Origin of the sequence: Dellaglioa carnosa, assembly GCF_026948345.1 — a bacterium.
Classification (GTDB): domain Bacteria; phylum Bacillota; class Bacilli; order Lactobacillales; family Lactobacillaceae; genus Dellaglioa; species Dellaglioa algida.
Genome location: NZ_JANXLI010000003.1, coordinates 24,908 through 48,195 on the forward strand (window position 1 = coordinate 24,908; position 23,288 = coordinate 48,195).

Below are 23,288 nucleotides of genomic sequence, written 5' to 3' on the forward strand. Positions count from 1 at the left end.
ATAAGTTAAAGGAGGGTAAACTCAATGGTCATGACTGATCCGATCGCAGACTTTTTAACTCGTATCCGTAATGCAAACATGGTACGGCATGAGTCTTTAGAAGTACCTGCTTCAAAAATCAAACGTGATATCGCTGAAATCCTTAAAAATGAAGGTTTCGTACGTGATATCGAATACATCGATGATGACAAACAAGGTATTATCCGTGTATTTTTAAAATTTGGAAAAGACAACGAACGTGTAATCTCTGGTATTAAACGTATTTCAAAACCAGGATTACGTACGTACGTTCAAGCTGATGCAGTTCCTAAAGTATTAAATGGTTTAGGAATCGCAGTTATCTCAACATCAGAAGGTGTGATGACAGATAAAGATGCACGCGCCAAACAAATTGGTGGCGAAGTCTTAGCATACATCTGGTAATCAATTAATTCGTAAGGAGGTGTCACTCGCGTGAGTCGTATAGGTTATAAAGAAATCGTTCTTCCTGCTGGTGTAGAAGTTACACAAGAAGGTCAAATGGTTACAGTAAAAGGCCCCAAAGGTGAATTAACTCGTAAGTTTTCTAGTGCTATTACAATGCATGTAGAAGGTCTTTCAGTTAAATTTACTCGTGAAAGTGACGATAAAAGCACTCGTGCCTTACATGGTACAATGCGTGCCAACGTAAACAACATGGTTCTTGGAGTTACAGAAGGTTTCAAAAAAGAACTTGAGTTGATTGGTGTTGGTTATCGTGCACAATTACAAGGGAAAAAATTAGTATTAAATGTTGGTTATTCACATCCAGTGGATTTTGAAGAACGCGCAAACTTAACTGTTGAAGTTCCTGCAAATACAAGCATTATTATTTCAGGTATCAGTAAACAAGAAGTTGGCGATCTTGCCGCAGAAATTCGTGCCGTTCGTCCTCCAGAACCTTATAAAGGTAAAGGAATTCGTTACGTTGGCGAACATGTTCGTCGTAAAGAAGGTAAAACAGGTAAATAATGCTGCTTAGCATTACTTACTTTGTTTTTGAATAAAATCAAGAGGTGAAAATTGTGATTACAAAACCAGATAGAAATAAAACACGTTCAAAGCGTCATTTACGTGTTCGTGGTAAGATTTCTGGAACTGCAGAGTGCCCACGCTTAAACGTATTCCGTTCAAATAACCACATCTACGCTCAAGTAATTGATGACGTAGCGGGTGTAACGCTAGCAAGTGCCTCAACAATGGATAGTGATGTAACAGGCGATAGCAAAGTAGCAAAAGCTACTGCTGTCGGCGCATTAGTTGCTAAACGCGCTAATGACAAAGGTATCAAAGCTGTTGTTTTTGATCGTGGCGGATACTTATACCATGGACGCGTTGCTGCTTTAGCTGAAGCAGCTCGTGAAAATGGATTAGAATTCTAAGAAAGGGAGGAAATAGTTTATGACTTTCATTGATCCAACTCATTTAGATTTAGAAGATCGTGTTGTTGCGATTAACCGTGTTACTAAAGTTGTAAAAGGTGGACGTCGTCTACGTTTTGCTGCATTAGTTATTGTCGGTGATCACAATGGTCATGTAGGCTTCGGTACAGGTAAAGCTCAAGAAGTTCCTGAAGCAATCCGTAAAGCAGTTGAAGATGCTAAAAAGAACTTGATTGACGTACCTATGGTCGGTACGACACTTCCTCACGAAGTTCTCGGTCAATACAGTGGTGGACGCATTATGCTTAAACCAGCTGTTGAAGGTTCTGGAGTTGCCGCTGGTGGTTCAGTTCGTGCCGTTATGGAACTTGCTGGAGTATCAGATGTAACAAGTAAATCATTAGGTTCAAATACACCAATCAACGTTGTTCGCGCAACAATGGATGGTTTAAAGAAAATGAAGAGTGCTGAAGAAGTTGCTGCGTTACGTGGCGTTTCTATCCAACACTTAGCTGACTAGGAGGACTAAAACATGACAGATTTGAAAATTACATTAAAACGCAGTGTCATCGGACGTCCTCAAAATCAACGCGAAATCGTTAAAGCTTTCGGTTTACACCGTATTAGCAGCTCTGTTATTCGTCCTAACGACGCAGTAACACGAGGCGTTATCGCAAAGATTTCTCATTTAGTGGACGTTGAAGAAGTTAAATAACATCAACATCTTGTTTGCAGTTTAAAATAAGGAGGTGCCAACCCTATGAAATTACATGAATTAAAACCAAGTGAAGGTTCTCGCTCAGTACGTAACCGTGTCGGACGTGGAACATCTTCTGGTAATGGTAAAACTTCTGGACGTGGTCAAAAAGGCCAAAAAGCCCGTAGTAAAGTACGTTTAGGTTTTGAAGGTGGACAAATGCCTTTATTCCGTCGTATGCCAAAACGTGGATTTAACAACATTAACCGTAAAGAATATGCAGTTGTCAATTTAGATAGCTTAAACAAATTCGAAAACGGTGCTGAAGTAACACCAGCTTTACTTGTTGAATCAGGTATTGTTAAGAACGAAAAATCAGGAATTAAAATTTTAGCTTCCGGCGAACTTAACAAGAAATTAACTGTTAAAGCAGGTAAATTCTCAGCTGCTGCTAAAGAAGCTATTGAAGCTGCCGGTGGTCAAACAGAGGTGATCTAATGCTTAAAGTGATGAAAAATGCATTAGCCGTGAAAGAAATCCGTCAAAAGATTTTTTTCACTTTATGTGTTTTAATTGTCTTTCGCTTAGGTACTTTTATAACAGTTCCTGGAATTAACCATGCTGCAATTGCTAGTGCAACAAGTAGTAACTTAGTTAGTCTTCTTAACACTTTTAGTGGTGGTGGATTAACTAACTACTCGATTTTCGCAATGGGGGTTTCACCCTACATTACCGCTCAAATTGTTATCCAATTACTACAGATGGACATTGTTCCTCGTTTTGTAGAATGGAGTAAACAAGGTGAAGTTGGTCGTCGTAAATTGAATCAAGCTACGCGTTACCTAACAATTGTTTTAGCATTTGTTCAGTCTGTGGGTATCACCGCAGGGTTAGACTCATTGAGTAGTTTAGGTTTGGTTAAAAATCCAAGTACGGAAACATATGTTGTTCTGGGCATTATTTTAACAGCCGGAACAATGTTGACGACTTGGTTAGGTGATATGATTACCGAACGAGGTATTGGAAATGGTGTTTCCATGTTAATCATGGCAGGTATCGTTTCTCGTATCCCGGGTGGTATTAAACAGATTTTTAATGAACAAATTGTCCAAGCTGATAAAGGTGATCTTTGGGGGGGCATCTTGTTCATAGTAATCTTGTTCGTTGCAATTTTTGCAATCGTAACTTTTGTAACATATGTTCAACAGGCTAACTATAAGATTCCAATTCAATACACAAGACGAGTTGCTGGTGCGACAGATAGTTCATATCTGCCACTTAAGGTAAACGTTGCGGGTGTTATCCCCGTTATTTTTGCGAGTTCATTCATTGCAACTCCCCAAACTGTGCTTTTGGCTTTCCAAAGCTCACAAGGGGACGCGACTTGGTATAAAGTATTGAGTCAAGTTTTCAATATGCAAACGACATACGGTGCCATTCTTTATACCGTATTGATTGTCTTGTTCACATTCTTCTACGCTTTCGTTCAGGTAAATCCTGAGAAACTCTCAGAGAACTTACAAAAACAGGGAAGTTACATTCCAAGTGTTTGGCCTGGTAAAGCAACAGAAAAATATGTTTCAAAATTATTGATGCGTTTAAGTACCGTTGGTTCATTGTTCTTAGGATTTGTTGCTTTAATTCCATTATTAGCATCAAGTATGTTTGGATTAGATGAATCAATTGGTTTAGGTGGTACTAGTCTGTTGATTGTTGTTGGTGTTGCTCTTGAAACAATTCGTCAACTAGAGGGTATGATGATGAAACGTAAGTACGTTGGATTCATTAGATAATCGATAAAAACAAATTTTAAACTGAGAATTAGGTTAGGCTGATGCCTAACCATTTCTCATATTAGGAGGATATTCATGACTAAAATGAACCTGATGTTAATGGGTTTACCTGGTGCAGGTAAGGGAACACAAGCTGAAAAGATTGTCGACGCTTTCCACATCGCTCATATCTCTACGGGAGACATCTTCCGTGCAGCAATGAAAAATGAAACACCAATGGGACTTGAAGCTAAAAAGTATATTGATCGTGGCGATCTTGTTCCTGATGAAGTCACAAATGGCATTGTCAAAGAACGATTAGCCGAAGATGATATTCAAGATGGCTACATGCTTGATGGCTTTCCAAGAAATATGGCGCAAGCTGTTGCCTTGGACGAAATCGGTAAAGACCTTGGAAAACCTCTTAACGCAGTCATTGACATTCATGTCGATCCTGAATCTCTAATTGAACGTTTAACTGGTCGTTACATTTGTCGCAACTGTGGTGCCACTTATCACAAAATCTTTAACCCCACAAAGGTTGAAGGAACATGTGATCGTTGTGGTCATCATGAATTTTATCAACGTGAAGATGACAAGCTTGAAACGGTTAAGAACCGTTTAGAAGTTAACATCAAAATGAATACACCGTTATTAGATTTTTATGAACAACGTCATCTATTGTATACAGTAGATGGCAACCGTGATATTGAAGATGTATTTGCAGATATTGAAACGATTTTAAACAATCTCAAGTAATCTGAGTATTCCGCCGCAAAGTAATTGTGCCGGAGTGACTAACTTGCATCTGAGATAGCGGTATGATAGAATAATTCCGGTTTATCTTTTCAGGAGGATATTTTTTATTAATATCCTGATAAGAACGGGTGAGAGTCTCTATTTCTCACCATTTTTACATGTAAAGTTAAAACACGATTTTAAGGAGGTACATTTACGTGGCGAAAGAAGAAGTAATTGAGATTGAGGGTACGGTCCGTGAAACGTTACCCAATGCGACTTTTCGAGTAGTACTTGAAAATGATCATGAAATTTTAGCTCATGTCTCAGGTAAAATTCGTAAGAATTATATTCGTATTTTACCTGGTGATAAAGTGACGGTTGAAATGTCTCCTTACGATTTAAGTAAGGGTCGTATTACTTATCGCTTTAAATAGATTGTACTTCAAAAACTTTTAGGAGGTATAATTCAATGAAAGTAAGACCATCAGTAAAACCAATGTGTGAACATTGTAAAGTTATCAAGCGCAAAGGTCGAGTTATGATCATTTGTAGCGCAAATCCAAAACATAAACAACGTCAAGGATAATAAAAATTAGGAGGTGTAATTGTTATGGCTCGTATTGCAGGTATTGATATTCCACGTGATAAAAGAATCGTGGTAGCATTAACTTACATTTATGGAATCGGTAATACTACTGCTGCTAAGATCTTGGTAGAAGCAGAAGTATCAGAAGATATTAGAACTCGTGATTTAACAACTGACCAAGAGGATGCAATCCGTAAAGTTGTTGATCAATTCAAAATTGAAGGTGACTTACGTCGCGAAATCAGTTTGAACATTAAACGTCTCCAAGAAATTGGAACGTACCGAGGCATGCGTCATCGTCGTGGTTTACCAGTTCGTGGACAAAACACGAAAAACAACGCTCGAACACGTAAAGGCCCAGCTACATCAATTGCAGGCCGCAAGAAATAATTACTAGATTAAGGAGGTAATACTATTTATGGCAACTAAGAAAGTTTCTCGCAAACGCCGTGTTAAAAAACATATTGAAGCCGGTGTTGCACATATTCATTCTACTTTTAACAATACACTTGTTATGATTACTGATGTTAACGGTAACGCCGTTGCATGGTCATCAGCTGGTGCATTAGGTTTTAGAGGTAGTCGTAAATCTACACCATTCGCAGCACAAATGGCAGCAGAAGCTGCAGCTAAAGGCTCAATGGAAAACGGTATGAAAACCGTTGAAGTAGCTGTTAAAGGACCTGGTTCTGGCCGTGAAGCCGCAATCCGTGCTTTACAAACTACTGGTCTCGAAGTAACCGCAATTCGCGATGTTACTCCGGTGCCTCATAATGGATGTCGTCCTCCAAAACGCCGTCGTGTTTAACGTGGATTAATATTCATTACGGAGTTGAACTTCATAATGTTTTCACTAGATTACACGTTACGTTTTGAAAGGGGTAAAGATAAGAATGATTGAATTTGAAAAACCAAATATTCATAAGATAGATGAAAGTCCTAACTATGGTAAATTTGTTGTAGAGCCACTTGAACGCGGTTATGGTACGACATTAGGTAATTCACTTCGTCGGATTCTACTATCTTCCTTACCAGGTGCATCTATTACTAATATTCAAATTGATGGTGTCTTACATGAGTTTTCAACTATTGAAGGCGTATTGGAAGATGTTACTCAAATTATCTTGAATATTAAGAAAGTTGCTTTGAAGTTAGCTGCTGACGAAGACCAATCCATCGAAATTGATGTGAAAGGTCCCGCAGAAGTTACTGCCGGTGACATCATTGGCAACAGTGATGTTGAAGTGTTAAATCCCGACTTGTACATTTGTACAGTCGCAGAAGGCGCATCTTTTCATGTTCGCATGAACGCTAGTAATGGTCGTGGATATGTATCTGCTGATCAAAACAAAGCGGAAGATATGCCAATCGGCGTATTACCAATTGACTCCATTTATACCCCAATCGAACGTGTGAACTACCAAGTAGAAAAAACACGTGTTGGTCAAAAAGATGATTATGACAAATTGACACTTGATGTTTGGACTAACGGTTCAATTACACCAAGCGAAGCCATTAGTTTGTCGGCTAAAATTTTAACTGAGCATTTGACTTTATTCGTTGATTTAACCGATGAAGCTAAAAATGCCGAAATTATGGTTGAAAAAGAAGAAACGCATAAAGAAAAAATGCTCGAAATGACGATTGAAGAACTTGATTTATCAGTTCGTTCATACAATTGTTTGAAACGTGCTGGTATCAACACGGTTCAAGAATTGACGAATAAATCCGAAGCTGACATGATGAAGGTCCGTAACTTAGGACGTAAATCATTGGAAGAAGTTAAAGCTAAATTAGCTGCGCTTGATTTATCATTACGTCATGATGACTAATATTATATAGAGGGAGGGAACCTATTCATGAGTTACCGCAAATTAGGACGTACAAGTTCTCAACGTAAAGCAATGTTACGTGATTTAACAACAAGTCTTATTATCAACGAACGAATTGTGACTACTGAAGCTCGCGCTAAAGAAGTACGCAAATCTGCCGATAAAATGATTTCTTTAGGTAAACGTGGTGATTTGGCTTCACGTCGTCGTGCTGCTGCTTTCGTAAGAAACACAGTTGCTGACGTGAAAGAAGATGGTGACGATGTCACTGTTCAATCAGCATTACAAAAATTATTTTCTGATGTAGCTCCTCGTTACGCTGAACGTAATGGTGGATACACTAGAACTATGAAGACAATGCCTCGTCGTGGCGATGCCGCACAAATGGTTATTATTGAATTAGTATAATTCGTTAACAGATAATTTTTCACTTTGATTGATGATTAAAAACAAACGTTATGATGATGGAGTAATCTTAGTCTAGTTTGAAGGTCTTTCACGTTTGTGAATTGCCGGTCATCCTTCATAGTGATTTTTTATTGTCTAATGAGATTTTTAAAAGGGTTCTAAACACATTCAAGTAATGTGTTTAGAACCCTTTTTTTATGTCTAGAAACCTAGTATGATAATAATATTCTTAATCCAATCAGGAGGTAGCCCGATGTCGATTGATGGTACTCAACTTTATCAGTATGATCCTAAATATTTATCCGAAATTATTACATTGTTTAATCGAACTGTTCAAGTCGTTAATCGACAGGATTATTCGCAATTAGAAATTAATGAATGGGTACAAGTACACCCCGATTTGGACGAGTGGCATCAACGGTTAACTCAGACGTATAGTTTGGTTGCCATAAGTGACGGGAAGGTTGTTGGGTTTAGTAATATTGATGAAGACGGGCAGGTAGATTTATTGTATGTTTCGAGTCTTATGATTCGGCAACAAATCGGTACACGATTGCTTGCTGGATTAACCAACTATCAAAGACTTTATTTACAAACAAAAATACAATCAGTAGATGCTTCAATAACAGCCGTTCCTTTTTTTGAACAACAAGGTTTTAAAGTAGTCCGAAAACAAAATAACTACCGACGACAGCAAAATTTAATTAATTATCACATGGTGAGAACTATTGGACCAGAATACGGTTCTCAGCCTGCTCTGAATGGTCACAACTAAATCTCCATCAATAAGTAATAAGTGCCTTATAATTGGAAATTAGACTCATAGTGATGAAGATATGGTCGGATTAGTGTGTATAATTAAAAGTATAAAGTTACCGGGTTAATTTTTGCCTGTGATATAATTCAAAACATAATCTATTTTGTGAAGTGTGAGGACAAGCGGCATGACTGAAGTAATTAAAGTTGATCATTTAAATTATCAATATGAAGCACAAAAAGAACTGAATGAAATGGCGCTCAAAGATGTCTCCTTTACGATTAATAAGGGAGAGTGGGTCGCTATCATCGGTCATAATGGTAGTGGTAAAAGCACGCTATCAAAAAATATTAATGGCCTATTGGCTCCTAAATCTGGTGAAATTACGGTTGATGGACTGGTGCTATCAACTGAAACAGTTTGGGACATTCGCCGTAAAATTGGAATTGTCTTCCAAAACCCAGATAATCAGTTCGTTGGAGCAACAGTTGAAGACGATGTGGCATTCGGACTTGAAAATAATGGTATTGAACGTAAAGAAATGCAAGAACGTGTTAAAGATGCGCTTGAACGTGTTGATATGTGGCAGTTTGCGGCCAAAGAACCAGCCAGACTATCTGGTGGGCAGAAACAACGGGTCGCAATCGCAGGAATTGTCGCTCTAAGGCCAGAAGTCATCATCTTGGATGAATCAACTAGCATGTTGGATCCTGAGGGTCGTGACGAGGTTTTAAGCCTAATTCATCAACTTAAAGATGAGCGTGGGTTAACAATCATTTCAATTACACATGATATTAATGAAGCGGCAAGTGCCGATAAAATTATGGTAATGGATGGCGGGCAACTCGTTAAACAGGGAACGCCTGCCGAAATTTTTGCGCTCGGCGAACAATTAGTGGATATGGGTTTAGATGTTCCTTATCCGGAACGCCTAAAAGCAGCACTTAAAAAACGTCATTTTGATATTCCGGACGACTATATGACAGAGGAAGGCATGGTAGATTGGTTATGGCAATTAAATTCAACGAAGTAGCCTTTACCTACCAAAAAGGCACACCTTTCGAAAGTCAGGCTCTGCATGATATTAATCTTGAAATTGAGGATGGATCATTTACGGCAATCGTCGGGCATACGGGTTCTGGTAAATCGACACTATTACAACATTTAAATGGACTATTAAAGCCCACTGAGGGTGAAATTCAGATTGGTGAGCAGATAATAACGCCAGAAACGCCTAATAAAGCGCTGAACGATTTACGTAAACAGGTTGGGATTGTTTTTCAATTTCCGGAGGCACAACTCTTTGAAGAGACCGTCATTAAAGATGTGGCTTTTGCGCCAAAAAATTTCGGTAAAACGGAATCTGAGGCAGAAGCCATTGCCGCAAAAATGCTGAAATTAGTTGGATTGCCAGAGAGCATCTATCAACAGTCTCCATTTGACCTCTCAGGGGGCCAAATGCGTCGGGTAGCAATAGCCGGCATCTTAGCTATGGAGCCTAAAATCCTTGTTTTAGACGAACCTACGGCAGGATTAGATCCTAGAGGCCGCGTTGACATGATGGCAATGTTCGAGGAACTCCATCGTGAACAAAATCTCACAATAATTTTAGTGACGCATCAAATGGATGACGTGGCGAATTATGCAGATCATGCGATTATTATGTCTAAAGGAACGATTATTAAATCGGGTACGCCGAGGGCCGTTTTTTCGGATCCGGATTTCTTATTGGATAACCATTTAAATGTGCCAACGACGACTTTATTTTCAAAAAAATTAACTGAAAAAGGGTTCTCTTTCGCCAATATGCCTTTAACGGAAGCTGAACTCGCTGATGACCTTGTCGAACTATTAAGTCGAAAAGGAGGTCACGACGCAAATGAATAAATTAATTTTAGGACGTTACATAGCAGGTGATTCACTTATTCACCGCCTAGATCCCCGAGCTAAATTAGTTCTGAGTTTCTATTTTGTCGGAATCATCTTCATGGCGAATAACTGGCAAAGTTTCTCGATGCTCTTAATCTTCACGTTAGTCTGTATCTTGGCGTCAAAAATTAGTCTGAGTTTCTTTCTAAAAGGTGTCCGGCCATTAATTTGGCTGATTATTTTCACGGTCGCTCTACAAATGCTATTTTCAAGTGGTGGCCAGATGTATTGGCATTGGGGAATCTTCAAAATTTCAGAGTTTGGTGTGACAAATGGGTTATATATTTTTTGTCGGTTTATTTTAATTATTTTCATGTCGACATTATTAACGTTATCGACGGCGCCATTGCAATTAGCAGACGCGATTGAATCGTTATTGAAACCCCTGAAAGCCATTAAATTTCCAGTTTACGAAATTGCCTTGATGTTATCAATTGCGTTACGATTTGTGCCAACATTGATGGATGAAACGGCTAAAATTATGAATGCGCAACGTGCTCGAGGCGTGAATTTTGGTCAAGGGTCGTTGATTAAACAAATGCAGTCAATCATTCCTTTGTTAATTCCACTATTCGTTAGTTCGTTCAATCGGGCGGAAGATTTAGCCATTACGATGGAATCGCGTGGTTATCAAGGTGGCGAAGGTCGCACGAAATACCGAGTGCTTAAATGGCAAACAACGGATACGATGGCTTTTGTTTTATTTGCAGTCGTGACCGTTGTATTAGTCTATCTCAAAAATTAAGGATGAAGAAATATGTCAGTACGTTATAAAATCACGGTTGCTTATGATGGGGCAGCCTTTGCCGGATTTCAACGGCAACCAAACCAACGAACTGTTGAATCCGTGTTAGAAAAAGCAGTCACAATTATGAGTAAGTCAGATGTTCCGGTTAGAATTTATGGTTCTGGTCGAACGGATGCAGGCGTTCATGCATTAGGTCAAGTTTTTCATTTTGATTTCATGCATGAAATTCCAGAAATGAGTATGTTAAGGGCTTTGAATAGTTTATTACCGTTGGATGTTCAAGTTAAAAAGGCTGAACTGGTTAGTGATGATTTCCACTCACGTTATAGTACGCACGGTAAACGCTATATGTATCGTGTATCACAAGGAGAGTTCACGGATCCATTTAAACGATTCTACACGGGTCACTATAAATATAAAATCGATATTGCAAAAATTGAAGCAGCGTTACCTGATCTAGTTGGGGAACATGATTTTTCGAGTTTTGTGGCTGCCGGTAGTCAGGTCACCGATCATGTTCGAACGATTTATGAGGCAACTGTGAGAGAAGATAAAGAAAATCATGAAATTATTTTTGAATTTTATGGTAATGGATTTCTCTACAATATGGTCCGAATTTTAGTTGCAACGCTCCTAGAAATAGGGAACGGGCGGCGTCCAGTCCATGATATTCTACGGTTATATGAAGTGAAAGATCGACAACAGGCTCGAGAAACTGCTCCAGCCAGTGGATTATATTTAAAAAAGGTTTATTATCCGGATGAACTAGGGTAATATGGTAGTTATTGACAATATGAATACTAAGGCAATTCTAAATCTGAAAAGGTGTTATTTATTTGTGGGATGCCCATAAATTAGATTGACAAATTGACTTTTAATAGTTAATATTATAAATGGTATTGTTTGCCCCACTGATAGGCCCCGGAAACTTATTTGAGTGTCAAACAAACAACATGAAAAAACGGAGGAAACAATCGTGCGTACAACTTATTTAGCAAAAAAAGGCGAAATAGAACGTAAATGGTATGTTATTGATGCAACCGATATCTCTTTAGGTCGCTTATCAACTGTCGTTGCTTCTATCTTACGCGGTAAAAACAAACCAACATTCACACCTAATGTGGATACTGGTGATAACGTTATTGTTATCAATGCAGAAAAGGTTGGTTTAACTGGTCACAAAGCTGACAGAAAATTATACCAACATCATACAGATCATCCAGGTGGTTTAAAGACTCGTACTGCCGGTGATTTCCGTGCCAACGATCCTGAAAAATTGATTGCTTTCTCTGTTAAAGGTATGCTTCCAAAAGGTACTCTTGGTAAAGAACAAGCATTGAAATTACACGTATATCGTGGTGCAGAACATGATCAACAAGCACAACAACCAGAAACTTTAGATATTACAAACTTAATTTAAGGAGGCAATTGAAATGGCTCAAGTCGTATATTCAGGAACAGGTCGTCGTAAAAACTCAGTAGCTCGCGTACGTTTAGTACCAGGTACTGGTAAAATTACTATTAACAACAAAGCAATTGAAGATTACATTCCATTTGCTAACTTACGTGAAGTTGTCTTACAACCATTTAACGCTACAGAAACATTAGGTAGTTATGATGTTTTAGTTAACGCTAATGGTGGTGGCTTCTCAGGTCAAGCTGGCGCAGTTCGCCATGGTATTTCTCGCGCATTGCTTACAGTAGATCCAGATTTCCGTGCCGCTCTTAAATCTGCAGGATTACTTACACGTGATCCTCGTATGAAAGAACGTAAGAAACCAGGTCTTAAGAAAGCTCGTAAAGCAAGTCAATTCTCAAAACGTTAATATATTCGTATATCAATATTTCAAGACATCTTCCATTTGGAAGGTGTCTTTTTTACGGAATAAAAATAATTCAGTTTTGCTAAAAGCGCACACTATCATGAATTGATAGTGTGCGCTTTATTTATTTAGTGGTAACTTTATTTGCTCTTTCAATTAGGGAAACAAATTGTAAAATGCTTTCCATCTGCTCGTCAGTTAGTCCCCCCATTTTGAATGGTAAATCATCGGAAATCCCAAGTAAATAGTCAGCAGATGTATCTAATATAATGCAAATTTTTGTCAACGTTTCAATTGATGGATAAGATAAGCCTTGTTCGTACCCGGAAATAGTTCCTTTGCTAACATTTAGACGTATCGATAAGTCCCGTTGTGTAAGACGCTTTGATTTACGAATTGCTTTTAATTTTCCGCCAAAAAAGTCTATAGACATATGATTATCACCTCAATATTAAGGGTATCAAAGATATATAACAATATTACACGTACTAAGTGAAGTCAATATTGTTAATTAAAATGTTTTATGATAATATTAACCATATTAAATATCATATTTACACGTAGTTTAATTATCGAAAGTGGGGGAGAAAAAGATTATTGAATGTGTGTTCCGAGGGGAAGAAAAATAATTATGATGAGATATTTGATATGACTCGTTGGTGTGAAGTATATAACTTGGATGGGATGGGATATTATGAACAGAAATGAAACGTTAGAATATTTAGAAGAAAAAAGAATAGCGCTTGCACCCGTTGCTATTGCGCAGCAAGATAGAGCCCCAAAACAATTTAAATCTGAAAAAGCTGAAAAAAGATTAAGGAAAACAATTATTGCATTTTGGGTATTCGCATTAATTGGTCTCTTTTTTGGTGGATCAGCCAATGAACCATTGATATACAATGACGCAGCGGGGGTAGCGCAAACAAATAATATGGGTTATTTCTTGATTTTTGGGGTCATTGCGGCGATTATTATGGCAGTCAAATATAAATTTTGGGTAAAACCGGCTCATGAAATTTTAGATGAAGCCAATCAAAAATTAAGACAAGAAGAAAACATGCCAGCTTATATAGAAGGACGAAATGGATTTCCGGAAGAGTTTTATACGTACTCGGACGCTTATCGACTATGGAAATTAGTTAATGAAGGCCGGGCAGAGTCGCTAAGAGAAGCGTATAATCTTTTAGAAAAACAAAATTTTTATGAAGATCAATTGGCGATTCAAGAGGAGACAAGGTCCTTGCAGGCAGATACAGCCACATCTGCAAAAATAGCCGCTATAGCCGCAACTGTTGCCGCAGTTAATACAACTAATAATAAATAGCTTTTATTATTACAACGTAGCATTGTTCTAATTATTAATAAGAATAATTTTTAGGGATAGGGAGAAAAATGAAAAAGAAAATAATTATGTTAATGATGGTTTTTATGGGAATGATTACACTATCGGCATGTGGTAATACGTTAGAGGGAAATTACGTGTATAATTTCCCGAAAATAATCAGACGTGGTTCGATACCTCAAAAAAAACAGTCTTACGTATTCGATAATGGTACCGTTACAGTAAAGGCGGACGATAAAAGAATTTCGTCGGAAGGGACTTATACAATTTCAGGCGATAAACTCGAAATTAGATTTGGAGATGCACTACATACAGCGAAACTCTTTAACGATAAAAAATCGTTTAAGATTACAAGTGTAAAAGTCGGTGGTGAGGAAGTACCGAATCGGGTTCACTTAACGTATACGAAAGAATAAATTATGAACTAACGAATTACTTACGAGAAACGGAGATAAAAATGAATAAAAAAAGAATTGTTGGATTTATTGCCTTGTTGGTGATGATGTTCACTCTTACAGCATGTGGTAATAAGTTGGATGGTGATTACAAAGGTAAAGTTCATTTTATGTTTACTGAAACAACTGACACGCTGACTTTTAAAGGCGATTCTGTTGAAGAAAAACAAGATGGCAAGGTTATTAATAAAGGGACATATACAATATCCGATGGAAAGCTCAATATAAAATTGGGTGAATACCGTATGGTAGCGCTTTTGTCACAAGATAAAAAATCATTCGTTGTGCAGTCTGCCGAGGGATTAGCCAACTTAGCAAAAGGGACAACATACGATAAAAAATAAATTTAGCGGTATTAATTGTGAGCTGTTAATAAAAAGCTAAATATGTAATAAATGATAAGGGGCCTATTTCCTATACTTTGAAGGAAATTGACCCCTTATTTTAGAGAGATACAGGATGTAATTTAACAATTAAATAATATTGTTATTAATATCCATAATCTATAGTATAAACATGGGACGCTAGCCGATAAATTGTTTTTAATGATTCAACGTACTTATAAGAATTAATAAATTACGGGGGTAATAAGGATGAAGAATAAGAAAGTTTTATGGATTGTGGCAATTATAGTTATTTTGGGTGGCGCGTTTTACATATATAATCAGAAGCAAGACAATGGGCCAAAGATAGAGGAACAGTTAAAAGGAATAGACAAAGAGACAGTAGCTTTTGAAAAAGAAAAGAATGAAAGTAAGCAATTTATAGAATTAGAAAAATTGATTAAAGAGTCAGACGAGTACAAAAAAGGAACAGAAAAAAATAAAAAAGTCATAAAACGTTATGATGATTCAATTTATAAAGCTAGAAAATTACTGAAAGATAAAAATGAGACAACTTTTGAAGAAAGTAAGATTACAAATCTTTCTAAAGCATCAATCAGAAATATTACGATGAAGGTAAATTCATTAAAGGTTCTTTCTAAAAGATTAGAGATACAAGATGTGACTGTTTACGATAAAAAAGAACTTAATAATTTTAAATCAAAAGTAACTACTTTGAAGAAATCTTATGATAAACAACTTAACAAATCGGATAACGAGTCAGATGAAAAGTCAGAATCTGCATCAACGGAAGTAAACGAACAAGCAGATCAAGCAATGGATCTTTCAAAGATTCAACAGGGAGACTATACGAGTTTACTGGGCGATTGGAGAGAGGTTGCCACATCTAGTAATCATCACGACGGAAATGGTAACACATGGGATTCCCCAGATGGCACCAAACTTTCGGTAACTGAGAACCAACTTGCTAATGAATCCATGAAGCTACAAAGTAAGACATTAACTGATAGTAATGGAAGTTCAGCAATGATATATAAAGTGCAAAATGGATATTTGGCGGCAGATTCTGCGGATCAAATGGCTTCAATATTATGGGGCGTATCTTTTTACCCTAAAGGAGTGGCAATGGCTAACTCAGGAGACGATAAGCCAGCGACCATAGACGATTCGAAAGATCGAATTACTGTCCGAACGAGTAACAATAGTTATTTACAGGTTTTTCAAAAAGTTGACGGAAGCACATCCGTTAAAAAAAGTTCAAATGTGAGTTCTACGGATAAGGCAAAGATGGATATTAATGAAATCAAAACGGGTGACTATGCGACCATTGATGGAACTTGGAAAAATAAACATGGACGTGAAATTAATGTAGGACATGATACCATGAAATTTACGGATATCACTGGATTTAAGCAGGCCGGTGAAGTGAGAAATTTAAAACTAAATATTCCCGAGTTAAACCTAGCAAATGGTAAACCAAAGCTAGCGGGTCTTTATCAAAGTGGAGATGAATTGATGTATAAGCAGCAACTACAATCGACAATAACTGATGGGGCGCTAGAATTAAAAGGTTCAGTTTCTCGTTCTGGCTTATTTGTCTTTTTCTTACCTGCAGGAACAAAAGGTGAACTGGCGGCTGGAGATATCAACAAAGACAAGATAGTGGCCCTTAGTACTCAAGGAGCACTGTCAATGATGGTTACGGAATCGGACGTCTACTATAAAGTTAATTAACATATTTGCCCATCCCCCACAAATATGATAATCTATAAACAATTAATAAACAGGGAGTGTGAAGAACATTGAAAAATACAAATCGTTAATCGAATATCTGTCGGCCAAGCATGGGGCGAAGTGTGTCCTTTTATGCGGGTTGGCTATTCAAACGGTTTGCAATTTCAATTCTTTTTCACATCTCAAAGAACCATTTTTTGATGCGTAACGATTGAAGAGCATATAACTGTATGCTCTTTTTTTGTGGACCCAAGTTGAATGGGCCAATGGTCGACCTCACAAAGAAATGAGGTAATTACCATAGGAACAATACAAATTGAACAATTAAGTTTTCAATATGATGGCCAGTTAGCACCAATATTTAACCGCGTTGATTTACAATTAGACGCGAGTTGGAAGTTAGGGTTAATTGGTAGAAATGGTCGTGGAAAGACGACCTTATTTAGAATTTTACAGAACCAACTGCAGTATAAAGGGAAAATTAGAACCGATTTAGAATTTCAGTATTTCCCTCAAACTGTTGAAAAACCGGAAGAATCCGTCTGGTTAGTTATTAGGCGTGTGACAGGTTTAGAAGATTACGATCAGTGGCAGATTTTAATTGAATTAGATAAGTTAGGTTTGCCTGAAAGTATTCTAGCAGAACCGTTTAACCAGTTAAGTCCGGGGCAACAAACGAAGATATTATTGGCTAGTTTGTTTGTGGGAGAAGGAAAGTTTCAACTAATTGACGAACCAACGAATCATTTAGATGAAGCTGGACGCCAGGTTATTTCTGACTATTTATGGCAAAAATCAGGTTTTATCTTAATTAGCCATGACCGGTATTTTTTAAACGCCATTATAGACCATGTTATCTCCATTGACCGAGCTAAGATTAGCCAGTTTAAAGGAAATTATCGAACATGGGATGAAGAAAATACGGCACGTAACAACTGGGAGCTCAATGAAAAAGAAAAATTACAGCGCGATATTAAACGGTTAGAAAGCGCATCGCAGAAAAAAACGGGTTGGGCTAATCAAACGGAAGCCAAAGTCTCTAGTGCAGTCGACCGTGGATTTATTAGTCACAAGTCGGCAAAATCAATGAAACGTGCATTAAGTATCAAAAAAAGAGCCAATAAGGCAGTGGAAGAAAAACAGTCGCTCCTTAAGAATATCGATGTGGCAGAACCTTTAACCTTGAATTTTGAGCGTATCTCGTCAGAAAAATCATTATTAGAAATTATTGATTTCTCGGCATTCCGAAAGGAAGTGGCAGTCAATCATCCCGTCTCTTTTAAAGTAAAATCAACGGAGCGACTTGTTATTCAAGGTGAGAATGGATCCGGAAAATCTAGCGTTATTTCCGCCATTTTGGGTCATTTAGATTATCAAGGGCAACGGCAACTGGCAGCGCCTTTAAAAGTCAGTTGGTTGCCGCAAGATTTTGATGGACTATCTGGTTCATTACAAGATTTTGCCGCAGAAAAGGCTGTTTCATATTCGTTATTATTAGATATGTTAAGAAAATTAGGCTTCGAACGGGATGAATTTACGAAAGATATCAGCCAAATGAGTATGGGGCAGAAGCGAAAAGTTGCGTTAAGTCGCTCCTTAGTTGAACCGGCCAATTTATATATTTGGGATGAACCACTTAATTATTTGGACGTCATCACGCGACAACAAATTCAAGATGTCATTATGACTTTTCAACCACCAATGTTAATCATTGATCACGATAAGGAATTTGTTGAGGCGGTAGGGACAAAATTTATTGAAATTAAACGACGTATTTGAAAGCTAAACCTTAGCTATTTAACGCTTCTATTGATATAAAGTGAGTCATAATGATATACTGTTACAAGCATCGTTATTTGATTGTATGTCAGTAAGTAATGCATACAAAATTGAAAGAGACCTAGAAGTTGATGATTCAAGAATCGACTTTATTTGAAGGCATTTATTCAGTAGATGAATCTTTAACTTTGAAAAAATTGTTAATTACGAGAGCAAGGAGGACACACCAATGGCTGATAAAGCAAAGACAGACAGAGAAAAAATGTTAGAAATTATTAAAAAGAAACAAACTGACGGTGGCAACTTCAACAAGAAGGCAACTGCTCGAAATGATCGCACTAAAATGCGTAAAGGTCCTAAAATATTTAAATAGTCGTAGGGAGAATAGTTCAGATAATATCTGGGCTATTTTTTTGCAATAAATTTAGGTGTAATCGATAGTTAGGTTGATGCCAATATGATAAACTTAGCCCATCTAAATACGTCAAGGAGACCCTAATGAAAACAGATAAAGACATAATTAAAGTGCTTAACCGGTTATCAGACCATTATGGCCCACAATACTGGTGGTCAAATGAAAATCCAATTTCTGATTGGGTGACGATGATTCTTATCCAACAATCTACTGGTGTCAATGTGGAGAAGGCCATGGTTAAACTAGACGGTTATTTAACGGTTGAGCAACTTCAGTCAATGGACATTGAAGACTTGCAAGAGCGCATTCGATCGGCAGGATTTTACAAACAAAAAAGTGCCTATATTAAAAATTTAATTAACTGGTTTGCTGGACACGGAGCAGATTTTACTGGTTTTGAAGAAATAACGACGATAGATTTACGTCAAGAATTATTGGCAATTAAAGGTATTGGGCCCGAAACGGCAGACGATATTTTATTGTATACATTTGGCCGCAATGTCTTCATCGCAGATCAATACGCAATGCGGTTATTTGGTCGCTTAGGTTTTGGAGAATATAAATCTTACAAAAAAATGCAAGCTGATTTTACGGAGGCTGCTGAAAAGGTCCCACTAAACCTGTGTCGTGAATGGCATGCGGTGATTGATGAACATGGTAAAGCCTTTCGGAAAAATAAAAATTTGGACGAAAGCTGGTTACTTGCGGATTAGAAAGTTAGGCTACTTTAGTAGTCTTATTTTTTTGTCACTAATCGTACGTCGGTCATTTTGACATCCCTCGTAGAAACAATTATACTTCAAATATGAAAGCGTTTTAAAAAGACTAATGGGGGTTAAATAAAATGATTCCAGAGATTGAATGGTTAGATACACCAGCAGTTTTCCGAGAGGGCCAGTTACCGGCTCATAGTGATCACCGTTACTACGCTACGGAAGCTGAGATGGCACTACAGAAAAGTTCATTTGAACAATCTTTGAACGGAACATGGCAATTTAGTTATAGTCCAAATGCAGCAAGCCGGCCAAAAAATTTCTTTCAGACAGATTTTGATGCGGAACAATTCGATCAAATTACGGTACCGCAGCATATCGAATTGGCGGGTTATGATCAATTCCATTATATAAATACGATGTATCCGTGGGAAGGTCATGAATATCGACGACCTGCTTTTTCGGAATTTAATCAGGATCATTTCACAGGGATGTTTAGCGCGGCAGAATACAATCCGGTCGGTTCGTATTTGCAGCATTTTGATTTGGATCCCGCACTGCAAAACAAACGCGTTATTATTCGTTTCTTGGGAGTCGAACAGGCAATGTATGTTTGGTTAAATGGTCACTTCTTAGGTTATGCAGAAGATAGTTTTACACCATCCGAATTTGATTTGACGCCTTATTTAAAAGCGGAAGATAACCATTTAGCGGTGGAGGTTCATAAACGAAGTTCTGCAGCTTTTATTGAAGATCAAGACTTTTTCCGTTTCTTCGGAATTTTCCGAGATGTGACTTTATTAGCGCAACCGGAAACACATTTAGATGACTTATGGGTTATTCCTGAATATGATGTTAACCAACAAACGGGACAATTAAATTTACAGCTGCATTTTAGTGGCGAAACACGACGAGTACGCGTCACTTTTAAAGGCCAAGAAAATCTGTTATTTAGTGATGATTTAACGAGTGCGCCAACCGTTGAGCAACACTACGATTTGGAACAACCAGTTGTTGCTTGGCAAAATGAACGCCCTTATTTATATACGTTACAATTAGAAATTATGAATAATGAGGGCCAAGTTATTGAGGTGATTCAACAGTTAGTTGGTTTTCGGAAAATTGAGATTAAAGATCGTGTAATGTTGTTGAATGGTGAACGTCTAATTATTAATGGTGTTAACCGACACGAATGGAATCCTAAAACGGGACGGACAATTTCTGATGCTGATGAGGCATGGGATGTTGACGCCATGTTGCGTAATAACATTAATGCAGTCCGGACATCACATTACCCGGATCGGTTATCTTTCTATGATCGTTGTGACCAAGCCGGCATTTATATGATGGCTGAAACAAACTTGGAATCACATGGCTCGTGGCAGAAAATGGGCGCGGTTGAACCTTCTTGGAATGTTCCTGGTTCAATGAATGAGTGGGAACCAGCCGTTTTAGACCGTGCCAAAAGTAATTTTGAACTTTTTAAAAACCATCCTTCAGTCTTGTTCTGGTCGTTAGGTAATGAATCTTATGCCGGTAGCGTGTTGGAAAAAATGAATGCCTACTATAAACAACAAGATGCAACACGTTTAGTTCATTACGAAGGTGTTTTCCGTGCGACTGAGTATAAGGACACGATTTCGGATGTTGAAAGTCGGATGTATGCAACGCCAGATGAAATTAAAGCTTATTTAGACGACTCACCAAAGAAACCATTTATTTTGTGCGAATATATGCATGATATGGGAAATTCACTAGGCGGAATGAAATCATATATTGATTTATTGCAGCAGTATGAGTCATACCAAGGCGGGTTTATTTGGGACTTTATTGATCAAGGACTATTGGTTGAAGACCCAGTAACGGGACAATCTGAGTTACGTTATGGTGGCGATTTTGATGATCGGCCATCTGATTACGAATTCTCGGGTGATGGACTTGTTTTTGCAACGCGTGAAGAAAAACCAGCAATGCAGGAGGTAAAATACTACTATGGCACAGACAAATAAGCAGTTAGCCGTAATTTATGGGGATGTGACGCTTGGGTTGAAAGGAGACGATTTCCATTATATCTTCTCTTATCAAACGGGTGGTCCAGAATCTTTTAGAATTCAAGGCAAAGAGTGGCTTTATCGTTCACCTAAACCAACTTTTTGGCGAGCGACTACTGATAATGATCGCGGTAATAAGTTTCCAGTGAAATCCGCAATGTGGTTGGGCGCTGATCAGTTTAGTCATAATCAATCAGTGTCTGTTGCCATTAACGGACAAGCGATTGAATTACCCATTGCGCCTGAAAATAATCGTTATACTGACCATGAAGTCGCCGAAAAAGTTGAGATAAGCTATACTTATCTTACGACGACCGTGCCAGAAACGCAGGTGACAGTGACTTATACGGTTGAGCCAACCGGTAAGATGAATGTCGCAGTTGCTTATAAAGGACAAAAAGGATTACCATCTTTACCTGTCTTTGGGTTACGGTTTATTATGCCAACGACGGCAACGCGTTTTACTTATCAAGCCCTTTCTGGTGAAACGTATCCGGATCGCATGGCAGGCGGCATAGCAGGTCAATACGACGTTCAAGGGTTACCGGTAACGCCTTATTTGGTACCACAAGATTGTGGAATGCATATGCAAACGGATTGGGTGACCGTCTATCGTCAGGCAGTTCTAGATAATCGTATTCGACAAGTACCAGAAACCGGACTGAAATTCAGTGCGGTCAATCAACCTATTGCGTTTTCATGCTTGCCTTATACGGCTGAAGAATTAGAAAATGCGACCCATCATAGTGAATTGCCAGCCAAACATCGAACTGTTCTATCTATTCTTGGCGCCGTTCGAGGCGTGGGTGGTATTGATAGTTGGGGCAGTGATGTTGAGTCTGACTATCAAATTGATGCGGAGAAGGATATTGAGTATCAGTTTGATATTTCATTTTAGAGGAGCCTTTTTTTCTAAATAGATTGAAAAAGTATAATAATCACCCCAAAGAACCTTCCAACCAGAAGGTTCTTTTTTTATTGACTTCAAATAAAAAGAATTATATTATGAAGTTAACTTCACATGAAGTTCATTTCATACTGAGAGGTAACAAACATGCAAAATAAAATTAAACAATACAGGACGCAACTTGATTTAACGCAGGAACAGTTGGCTGAAAAAGTCCAGGTCTCAAGTCGGACCATCATTTCGCTTGAAAAAGGGAAATATAAACCGTCGATTATGTTGGCTTATCGATTGAGTTTATTATTCGATTGTCGAATTGAAGACTTATTTCAGCTAAAAGAAAACTTAGCATTGGAGGAAAGTTAAGATGAAAATTTATAGTTATCGTCATTTTTTTACCGGAATATTCTTTACAATTATTGGGATTTCAACAATTTGGACAACGAATTTAACCTTTACGGATACTTTTGATTGGTTAGAACTAGGGAAATCACTCTTCTTTATTATTTGTTCTTTTTTGATTGCGAGTTACCAATTCTATATCACTTTTTCCAAAAAGGGATTGAAGGAACATGACCTTGAGGAAAAAGATGAACGTAATCAGTTAATTGATAAATCAGTCGATGCCATGATTGGCAAAATTGCGTATAACATGATTTTTGTTTTATCGTTATTATTCATTATTTTATGGGCAATTTTTAAAATCGGAACACTTTTATGGATTGGGGCGGCATTCTCAGTCTTGTATACGACGTTGTTATTTATTTCATTCGCAGTAGTTGTCCACTATGAAAAGAAATTTTAGTTGTAATTTAAGATGTTCTTTTCAATTTGAAAAGGCATCTTTTTAATTCCGAA

33 protein-coding genes are annotated in these 23,288 nt (G+C 37.8%); 32 read left to right on the plus strand and 1 reads right to left on the minus strand.

The window, feature by feature from the left end:
* The first annotated feature begins 24 nt into the window (after positions 1-24).
* From rpsH to rpsI, 21 genes are all read left to right on the plus strand, one after another.
* On the plus strand, positions 25-423 hold the full coding sequence (gene rpsH / locus N0K80_RS04795; RefSeq protein WP_057974628.1) for a 30S ribosomal protein S8: 399 nt from the start codon (positions 25-27) through the stop codon (positions 421-423).
* A gap of 30 nt (positions 424-453) precedes the next feature.
* Entirely contained in the window at positions 454-990 is a 537-nt protein-coding gene (gene rplF / locus N0K80_RS04800) for a 50S ribosomal protein L6 (protein WP_057974627.1), read from the plus strand.
* Positions 991-1,043: 53 nt separating this feature from the next.
* Complete coding sequence (gene rplR / locus N0K80_RS04805) at positions 1,044-1,400, plus strand: 50S ribosomal protein L18 (RefSeq protein WP_083478987.1); 357 nt, start codon at positions 1,044-1,046, stop codon at positions 1,398-1,400.
* Positions 1,401-1,419: 19 nt separating this feature from the next.
* Positions 1,420-1,920 carry a 30S ribosomal protein S5 gene (gene rpsE / locus N0K80_RS04810; protein WP_057974625.1) on the plus strand — a complete coding sequence of 167 codons (501 nt, stop codon included), beginning with the start codon at positions 1,420-1,422 and terminating at the stop codon, positions 1,918-1,920.
* Positions 1,921-1,932: 12 nt separating this feature from the next.
* Positions 1,933-2,115, plus strand: a complete 183-nt coding sequence (gene rpmD, locus N0K80_RS04815) for a 50S ribosomal protein L30 (protein ID WP_057974624.1) — start codon at positions 1,933-1,935, stop codon at positions 2,113-2,115.
* A 45-nt stretch (positions 2,116-2,160) separates the two neighbouring features.
* Positions 2,161-2,595, plus strand: a complete 435-nt coding sequence (gene rplO, locus N0K80_RS04820; RefSeq protein ID WP_112250646.1) for a 50S ribosomal protein L15 — start codon at positions 2,161-2,163, stop codon at positions 2,593-2,595.
* Positions 2,595-3,890 (plus strand): preprotein translocase subunit SecY, encoded by a 1,296-nt coding sequence (gene secY, locus N0K80_RS04825; RefSeq protein WP_057974622.1) that lies wholly within the window; start codon positions 2,595-2,597, stop codon positions 3,888-3,890. The genes rplO and secY overlap by 1 nt, the downstream gene beginning before the upstream one ends.
* A gap of 75 nt (positions 3,891-3,965) precedes the next feature.
* Complete coding sequence (locus N0K80_RS04830) at positions 3,966-4,628, plus strand: adenylate kinase (protein WP_284060691.1); 663 nt, start codon at positions 3,966-3,968, stop codon at positions 4,626-4,628.
* A 197-nt stretch (positions 4,629-4,825) separates the two neighbouring features.
* Positions 4,826-5,044 (plus strand): translation initiation factor IF-1, encoded by a 219-nt coding sequence (gene infA, locus N0K80_RS04835; RefSeq protein WP_057974621.1) that lies wholly within the window; start codon positions 4,826-4,828, stop codon positions 5,042-5,044.
* A gap of 35 nt (positions 5,045-5,079) precedes the next feature.
* Entirely contained in the window at positions 5,080-5,196 is a 117-nt protein-coding gene (gene rpmJ, locus N0K80_RS04840; RefSeq protein WP_057756760.1) for a 50S ribosomal protein L36, read from the plus strand.
* Between the two features lie 24 nt (positions 5,197-5,220).
* The gene (rpsM, locus tag N0K80_RS04845; protein ID WP_057974620.1) at positions 5,221-5,586 is read left to right on the plus strand and encodes a 30S ribosomal protein S13; all 366 of its coding nucleotides are present in this window, start codon (positions 5,221-5,223) and stop codon (positions 5,584-5,586) included.
* A gap of 28 nt (positions 5,587-5,614) precedes the next feature.
* Positions 5,615-6,004, plus strand: a complete 390-nt coding sequence (rpsK, locus tag N0K80_RS04850) for a 30S ribosomal protein S11 (RefSeq protein WP_057974619.1) — start codon at positions 5,615-5,617, stop codon at positions 6,002-6,004.
* Positions 6,005-6,089: 85 nt separating this feature from the next.
* Positions 6,090-7,028, plus strand: a complete 939-nt coding sequence (locus N0K80_RS04855; RefSeq protein ID WP_057974618.1) for a DNA-directed RNA polymerase subunit alpha — start codon at positions 6,090-6,092, stop codon at positions 7,026-7,028.
* A gap of 27 nt (positions 7,029-7,055) precedes the next feature.
* A complete protein-coding gene (rplQ, locus tag N0K80_RS04860) occupies positions 7,056-7,436 on the plus strand; it encodes a 50S ribosomal protein L17 (protein ID WP_057974617.1) in 381 nt (126 codons plus the stop codon).
* 253 nt (positions 7,437-7,689) lie between these two features.
* Positions 7,690-8,211: a GNAT family N-acetyltransferase gene (locus N0K80_RS04865; protein ID WP_269023956.1), complete on the plus strand. Its 522-nt coding sequence runs from the start codon at positions 7,690-7,692 to the stop codon at positions 8,209-8,211.
* Positions 8,212-8,380: 169 nt separating this feature from the next.
* Entirely contained in the window at positions 8,381-9,226 is an 846-nt protein-coding gene (locus tag N0K80_RS04870; RefSeq protein ID WP_146342562.1) for an energy-coupling factor ABC transporter ATP-binding protein, read from the plus strand.
* Complete coding sequence (locus tag N0K80_RS04875) at positions 9,202-10,080, plus strand: energy-coupling factor ABC transporter ATP-binding protein (RefSeq protein ID WP_269024051.1); 879 nt, start codon at positions 9,202-9,204, stop codon at positions 10,078-10,080. Before N0K80_RS04870 ends, N0K80_RS04875 begins: the two co-directional genes overlap by 25 nt.
* A complete protein-coding gene (locus N0K80_RS04880; RefSeq protein WP_269023957.1) occupies positions 10,073-10,867 on the plus strand; it encodes an energy-coupling factor transporter transmembrane component T family protein in 795 nt (264 codons plus the stop codon). Before N0K80_RS04875 ends, N0K80_RS04880 begins: the two co-directional genes overlap by 8 nt.
* Before the next feature lie 12 nt (positions 10,868-10,879).
* Positions 10,880-11,644 (plus strand): tRNA pseudouridine(38-40) synthase TruA, encoded by a 765-nt coding sequence (gene truA, locus N0K80_RS04885; protein WP_269023958.1) that lies wholly within the window; start codon positions 10,880-10,882, stop codon positions 11,642-11,644.
* Between the two features lie 202 nt (positions 11,645-11,846).
* Positions 11,847-12,290 (plus strand): 50S ribosomal protein L13, encoded by a 444-nt coding sequence (gene rplM, locus N0K80_RS04890; protein WP_057974611.1) that lies wholly within the window; start codon positions 11,847-11,849, stop codon positions 12,288-12,290.
* Between the two features lie 13 nt (positions 12,291-12,303).
* Positions 12,304-12,696 (plus strand): 30S ribosomal protein S9, encoded by a 393-nt coding sequence (gene rpsI, locus N0K80_RS04895; protein WP_057974610.1) that lies wholly within the window; start codon positions 12,304-12,306, stop codon positions 12,694-12,696.
* 121 nt (positions 12,697-12,817) lie between these two features.
* On the opposite strand, the gene N0K80_RS04900 is transcribed toward rpsI, so the two are convergent.
* The gene (locus tag N0K80_RS04900) at positions 12,818-13,126 is read right to left on the minus strand and encodes a helix-turn-helix domain-containing protein (RefSeq protein ID WP_057974609.1); all 309 of its coding nucleotides are present in this window, start codon (positions 13,124-13,126) and stop codon (positions 12,818-12,820) included.
* Positions 13,127-13,387: 261 nt separating this feature from the next.
* Here N0K80_RS04900 and N0K80_RS04905 point away from each other — a divergent pair, with 261 nt between their 5' ends.
* The 11 genes from N0K80_RS04905 (at position 13,388) to N0K80_RS04955 (ending at position 23,235) form a co-directional block, all read left to right on the plus strand.
* Positions 13,388-14,017 carry a hypothetical protein gene (locus tag N0K80_RS04905; protein WP_269023960.1) on the plus strand — a complete coding sequence of 210 codons (630 nt, stop codon included), beginning with the start codon at positions 13,388-13,390 and terminating at the stop codon, positions 14,015-14,017.
* A 68-nt stretch (positions 14,018-14,085) separates the two neighbouring features.
* Positions 14,086-14,451, plus strand: coding sequence for a hypothetical protein (locus tag N0K80_RS04910; RefSeq protein ID WP_269023961.1), 366 nt, complete (start codon positions 14,086-14,088; stop codon positions 14,449-14,451).
* Between the two features lie 41 nt (positions 14,452-14,492).
* Positions 14,493-14,834: a lipoprotein gene (locus tag N0K80_RS04915; RefSeq protein ID WP_269023962.1), complete on the plus strand. Its 342-nt coding sequence runs from the start codon at positions 14,493-14,495 to the stop codon at positions 14,832-14,834.
* A gap of 249 nt (positions 14,835-15,083) precedes the next feature.
* Positions 15,084-16,568: a DUF6287 domain-containing protein gene (locus N0K80_RS04920; RefSeq protein ID WP_269023963.1), complete on the plus strand. Its 1,485-nt coding sequence runs from the start codon at positions 15,084-15,086 to the stop codon at positions 16,566-16,568.
* A gap of 258 nt (positions 16,569-16,826) precedes the next feature.
* On the plus strand, positions 16,827-18,347 hold the full coding sequence (abc-f, locus tag N0K80_RS04925; protein WP_269023964.1) for a ribosomal protection-like ABC-F family protein: 1,521 nt from the start codon (positions 16,827-16,829) through the stop codon (positions 18,345-18,347).
* Positions 18,348-18,576: 229 nt separating this feature from the next.
* Positions 18,577-18,720: a hypothetical protein gene (locus tag N0K80_RS04930; RefSeq protein WP_057974603.1), complete on the plus strand. Its 144-nt coding sequence runs from the start codon at positions 18,577-18,579 to the stop codon at positions 18,718-18,720.
* Positions 18,721-18,845: 125 nt separating this feature from the next.
* The gene (locus N0K80_RS04935) at positions 18,846-19,475 is read left to right on the plus strand and encodes an endonuclease III domain-containing protein (protein ID WP_269023966.1); all 630 of its coding nucleotides are present in this window, start codon (positions 18,846-18,848) and stop codon (positions 19,473-19,475) included.
* A gap of 131 nt (positions 19,476-19,606) precedes the next feature.
* The gene (locus N0K80_RS04940; RefSeq protein WP_269023968.1) at positions 19,607-21,484 is read left to right on the plus strand and encodes a glycoside hydrolase family 2 TIM barrel-domain containing protein; all 1,878 of its coding nucleotides are present in this window, start codon (positions 19,607-19,609) and stop codon (positions 21,482-21,484) included.
* Positions 21,468-22,424 carry a beta-galactosidase small subunit gene (locus N0K80_RS04945; RefSeq protein WP_269023970.1) on the plus strand — a complete coding sequence of 319 codons (957 nt, stop codon included), beginning with the start codon at positions 21,468-21,470 and terminating at the stop codon, positions 22,422-22,424. The genes N0K80_RS04940 and N0K80_RS04945 overlap by 17 nt, the downstream gene beginning before the upstream one ends.
* 156 nt (positions 22,425-22,580) lie before the next feature.
* Entirely contained in the window at positions 22,581-22,796 is a 216-nt protein-coding gene (locus N0K80_RS04950; RefSeq protein WP_146302613.1) for a helix-turn-helix transcriptional regulator, read from the plus strand.
* Between the two features lies 1 nt (position 22,797).
* On the plus strand, positions 22,798-23,235 hold the full coding sequence (locus N0K80_RS04955; RefSeq protein WP_269023972.1) for a hypothetical protein: 438 nt from the start codon (positions 22,798-22,800) through the stop codon (positions 23,233-23,235).
* Positions 23,236-23,288 lie beyond the last annotated feature (53 nt).

What these genes read in the sequence shown, in the direction of transcription:
- rpsH (WP_057974628.1), top strand. Translation starts at nt 25, where the DNA reads ATGGTCATGACTGATCCGATCGCAGACTTTTTAACTCGTATCCGTAAT.
- rpsE (WP_057974625.1), top strand. Translation starts at nt 1,420, where the DNA reads ATGACTTTCATTGATCCAACTCATTTAGATTTAGAAGATCGTGTTGTT.
- rpmD (WP_057974624.1), top strand. Translation starts at nt 1,933, where the DNA reads ATGACAGATTTGAAAATTACATTAAAACGCAGTGTCATCGGACGTCCT.
- rplO (WP_112250646.1), top strand. Translation starts at nt 2,161, where the DNA reads ATGAAATTACATGAATTAAAACCAAGTGAAGGTTCTCGCTCAGTACGT.
- secY (WP_057974622.1), top strand. Translation starts at nt 2,595, where the DNA reads ATGCTTAAAGTGATGAAAAATGCATTAGCCGTGAAAGAAATCCGTCAA.
- N0K80_RS04830 (WP_284060691.1), top strand. Translation starts at nt 3,966, where the DNA reads ATGACTAAAATGAACCTGATGTTAATGGGTTTACCTGGTGCAGGTAAG.
- rpmJ (WP_057756760.1), top strand. Translation starts at nt 5,080, where the DNA reads ATGAAAGTAAGACCATCAGTAAAACCAATGTGTGAACATTGTAAAGTT.
- rpsM (WP_057974620.1), top strand. Translation starts at nt 5,221, where the DNA reads ATGGCTCGTATTGCAGGTATTGATATTCCACGTGATAAAAGAATCGTG.
- rpsK (WP_057974619.1), top strand. Translation starts at nt 5,615, where the DNA reads ATGGCAACTAAGAAAGTTTCTCGCAAACGCCGTGTTAAAAAACATATT.
- N0K80_RS04855 (WP_057974618.1), top strand. Translation starts at nt 6,090, where the DNA reads ATGATTGAATTTGAAAAACCAAATATTCATAAGATAGATGAAAGTCCT.
- rplQ (WP_057974617.1), top strand. Translation starts at nt 7,056, where the DNA reads ATGAGTTACCGCAAATTAGGACGTACAAGTTCTCAACGTAAAGCAATG.
- N0K80_RS04865 (WP_269023956.1), top strand. Translation starts at nt 7,690, where the DNA reads ATGTCGATTGATGGTACTCAACTTTATCAGTATGATCCTAAATATTTA.
- N0K80_RS04870 (WP_146342562.1), top strand. Translation starts at nt 8,381, where the DNA reads ATGACTGAAGTAATTAAAGTTGATCATTTAAATTATCAATATGAAGCA.
- N0K80_RS04875 (WP_269024051.1), top strand. Translation starts at nt 9,202, where the DNA reads ATGGCAATTAAATTCAACGAAGTAGCCTTTACCTACCAAAAAGGCACA.
- N0K80_RS04880 (WP_269023957.1), top strand. Translation starts at nt 10,073, where the DNA reads ATGAATAAATTAATTTTAGGACGTTACATAGCAGGTGATTCACTTATT.
- truA (WP_269023958.1), top strand. Translation starts at nt 10,880, where the DNA reads ATGTCAGTACGTTATAAAATCACGGTTGCTTATGATGGGGCAGCCTTT.
- rpsI (WP_057974610.1), top strand. Translation starts at nt 12,304, where the DNA reads ATGGCTCAAGTCGTATATTCAGGAACAGGTCGTCGTAAAAACTCAGTA.
- N0K80_RS04900 (WP_057974609.1), bottom strand. Translation starts at nt 13,126, where the DNA reads ATGTCTATAGACTTTTTTGGCGGAAAATTAAAAGCAATTCGTAAATCA.
- N0K80_RS04905 (WP_269023960.1), top strand. Translation starts at nt 13,388, where the DNA reads ATGAACAGAAATGAAACGTTAGAATATTTAGAAGAAAAAAGAATAGCG.
- N0K80_RS04910 (WP_269023961.1), top strand. Translation starts at nt 14,086, where the DNA reads ATGAAAAAGAAAATAATTATGTTAATGATGGTTTTTATGGGAATGATT.
- N0K80_RS04915 (WP_269023962.1), top strand. Translation starts at nt 14,493, where the DNA reads ATGAATAAAAAAAGAATTGTTGGATTTATTGCCTTGTTGGTGATGATG.
- N0K80_RS04920 (WP_269023963.1), top strand. Translation starts at nt 15,084, where the DNA reads ATGAAGAATAAGAAAGTTTTATGGATTGTGGCAATTATAGTTATTTTG.
- abc-f (WP_269023964.1), top strand. Translation starts at nt 16,827, where the DNA reads ATGGGCCAATGGTCGACCTCACAAAGAAATGAGGTAATTACCATAGGA.
- N0K80_RS04930 (WP_057974603.1), top strand. Translation starts at nt 18,577, where the DNA reads ATGGCTGATAAAGCAAAGACAGACAGAGAAAAAATGTTAGAAATTATT.
- N0K80_RS04935 (WP_269023966.1), top strand. Translation starts at nt 18,846, where the DNA reads ATGAAAACAGATAAAGACATAATTAAAGTGCTTAACCGGTTATCAGAC.
- N0K80_RS04940 (WP_269023968.1), top strand. Translation starts at nt 19,607, where the DNA reads ATGATTCCAGAGATTGAATGGTTAGATACACCAGCAGTTTTCCGAGAG.
- N0K80_RS04945 (WP_269023970.1), top strand. Translation starts at nt 21,468, where the DNA reads ATGGCACAGACAAATAAGCAGTTAGCCGTAATTTATGGGGATGTGACG.
- N0K80_RS04950 (WP_146302613.1), top strand. Translation starts at nt 22,581, where the DNA reads ATGCAAAATAAAATTAAACAATACAGGACGCAACTTGATTTAACGCAG.
- N0K80_RS04955 (WP_269023972.1), top strand. Translation starts at nt 22,798, where the DNA reads ATGAAAATTTATAGTTATCGTCATTTTTTTACCGGAATATTCTTTACA.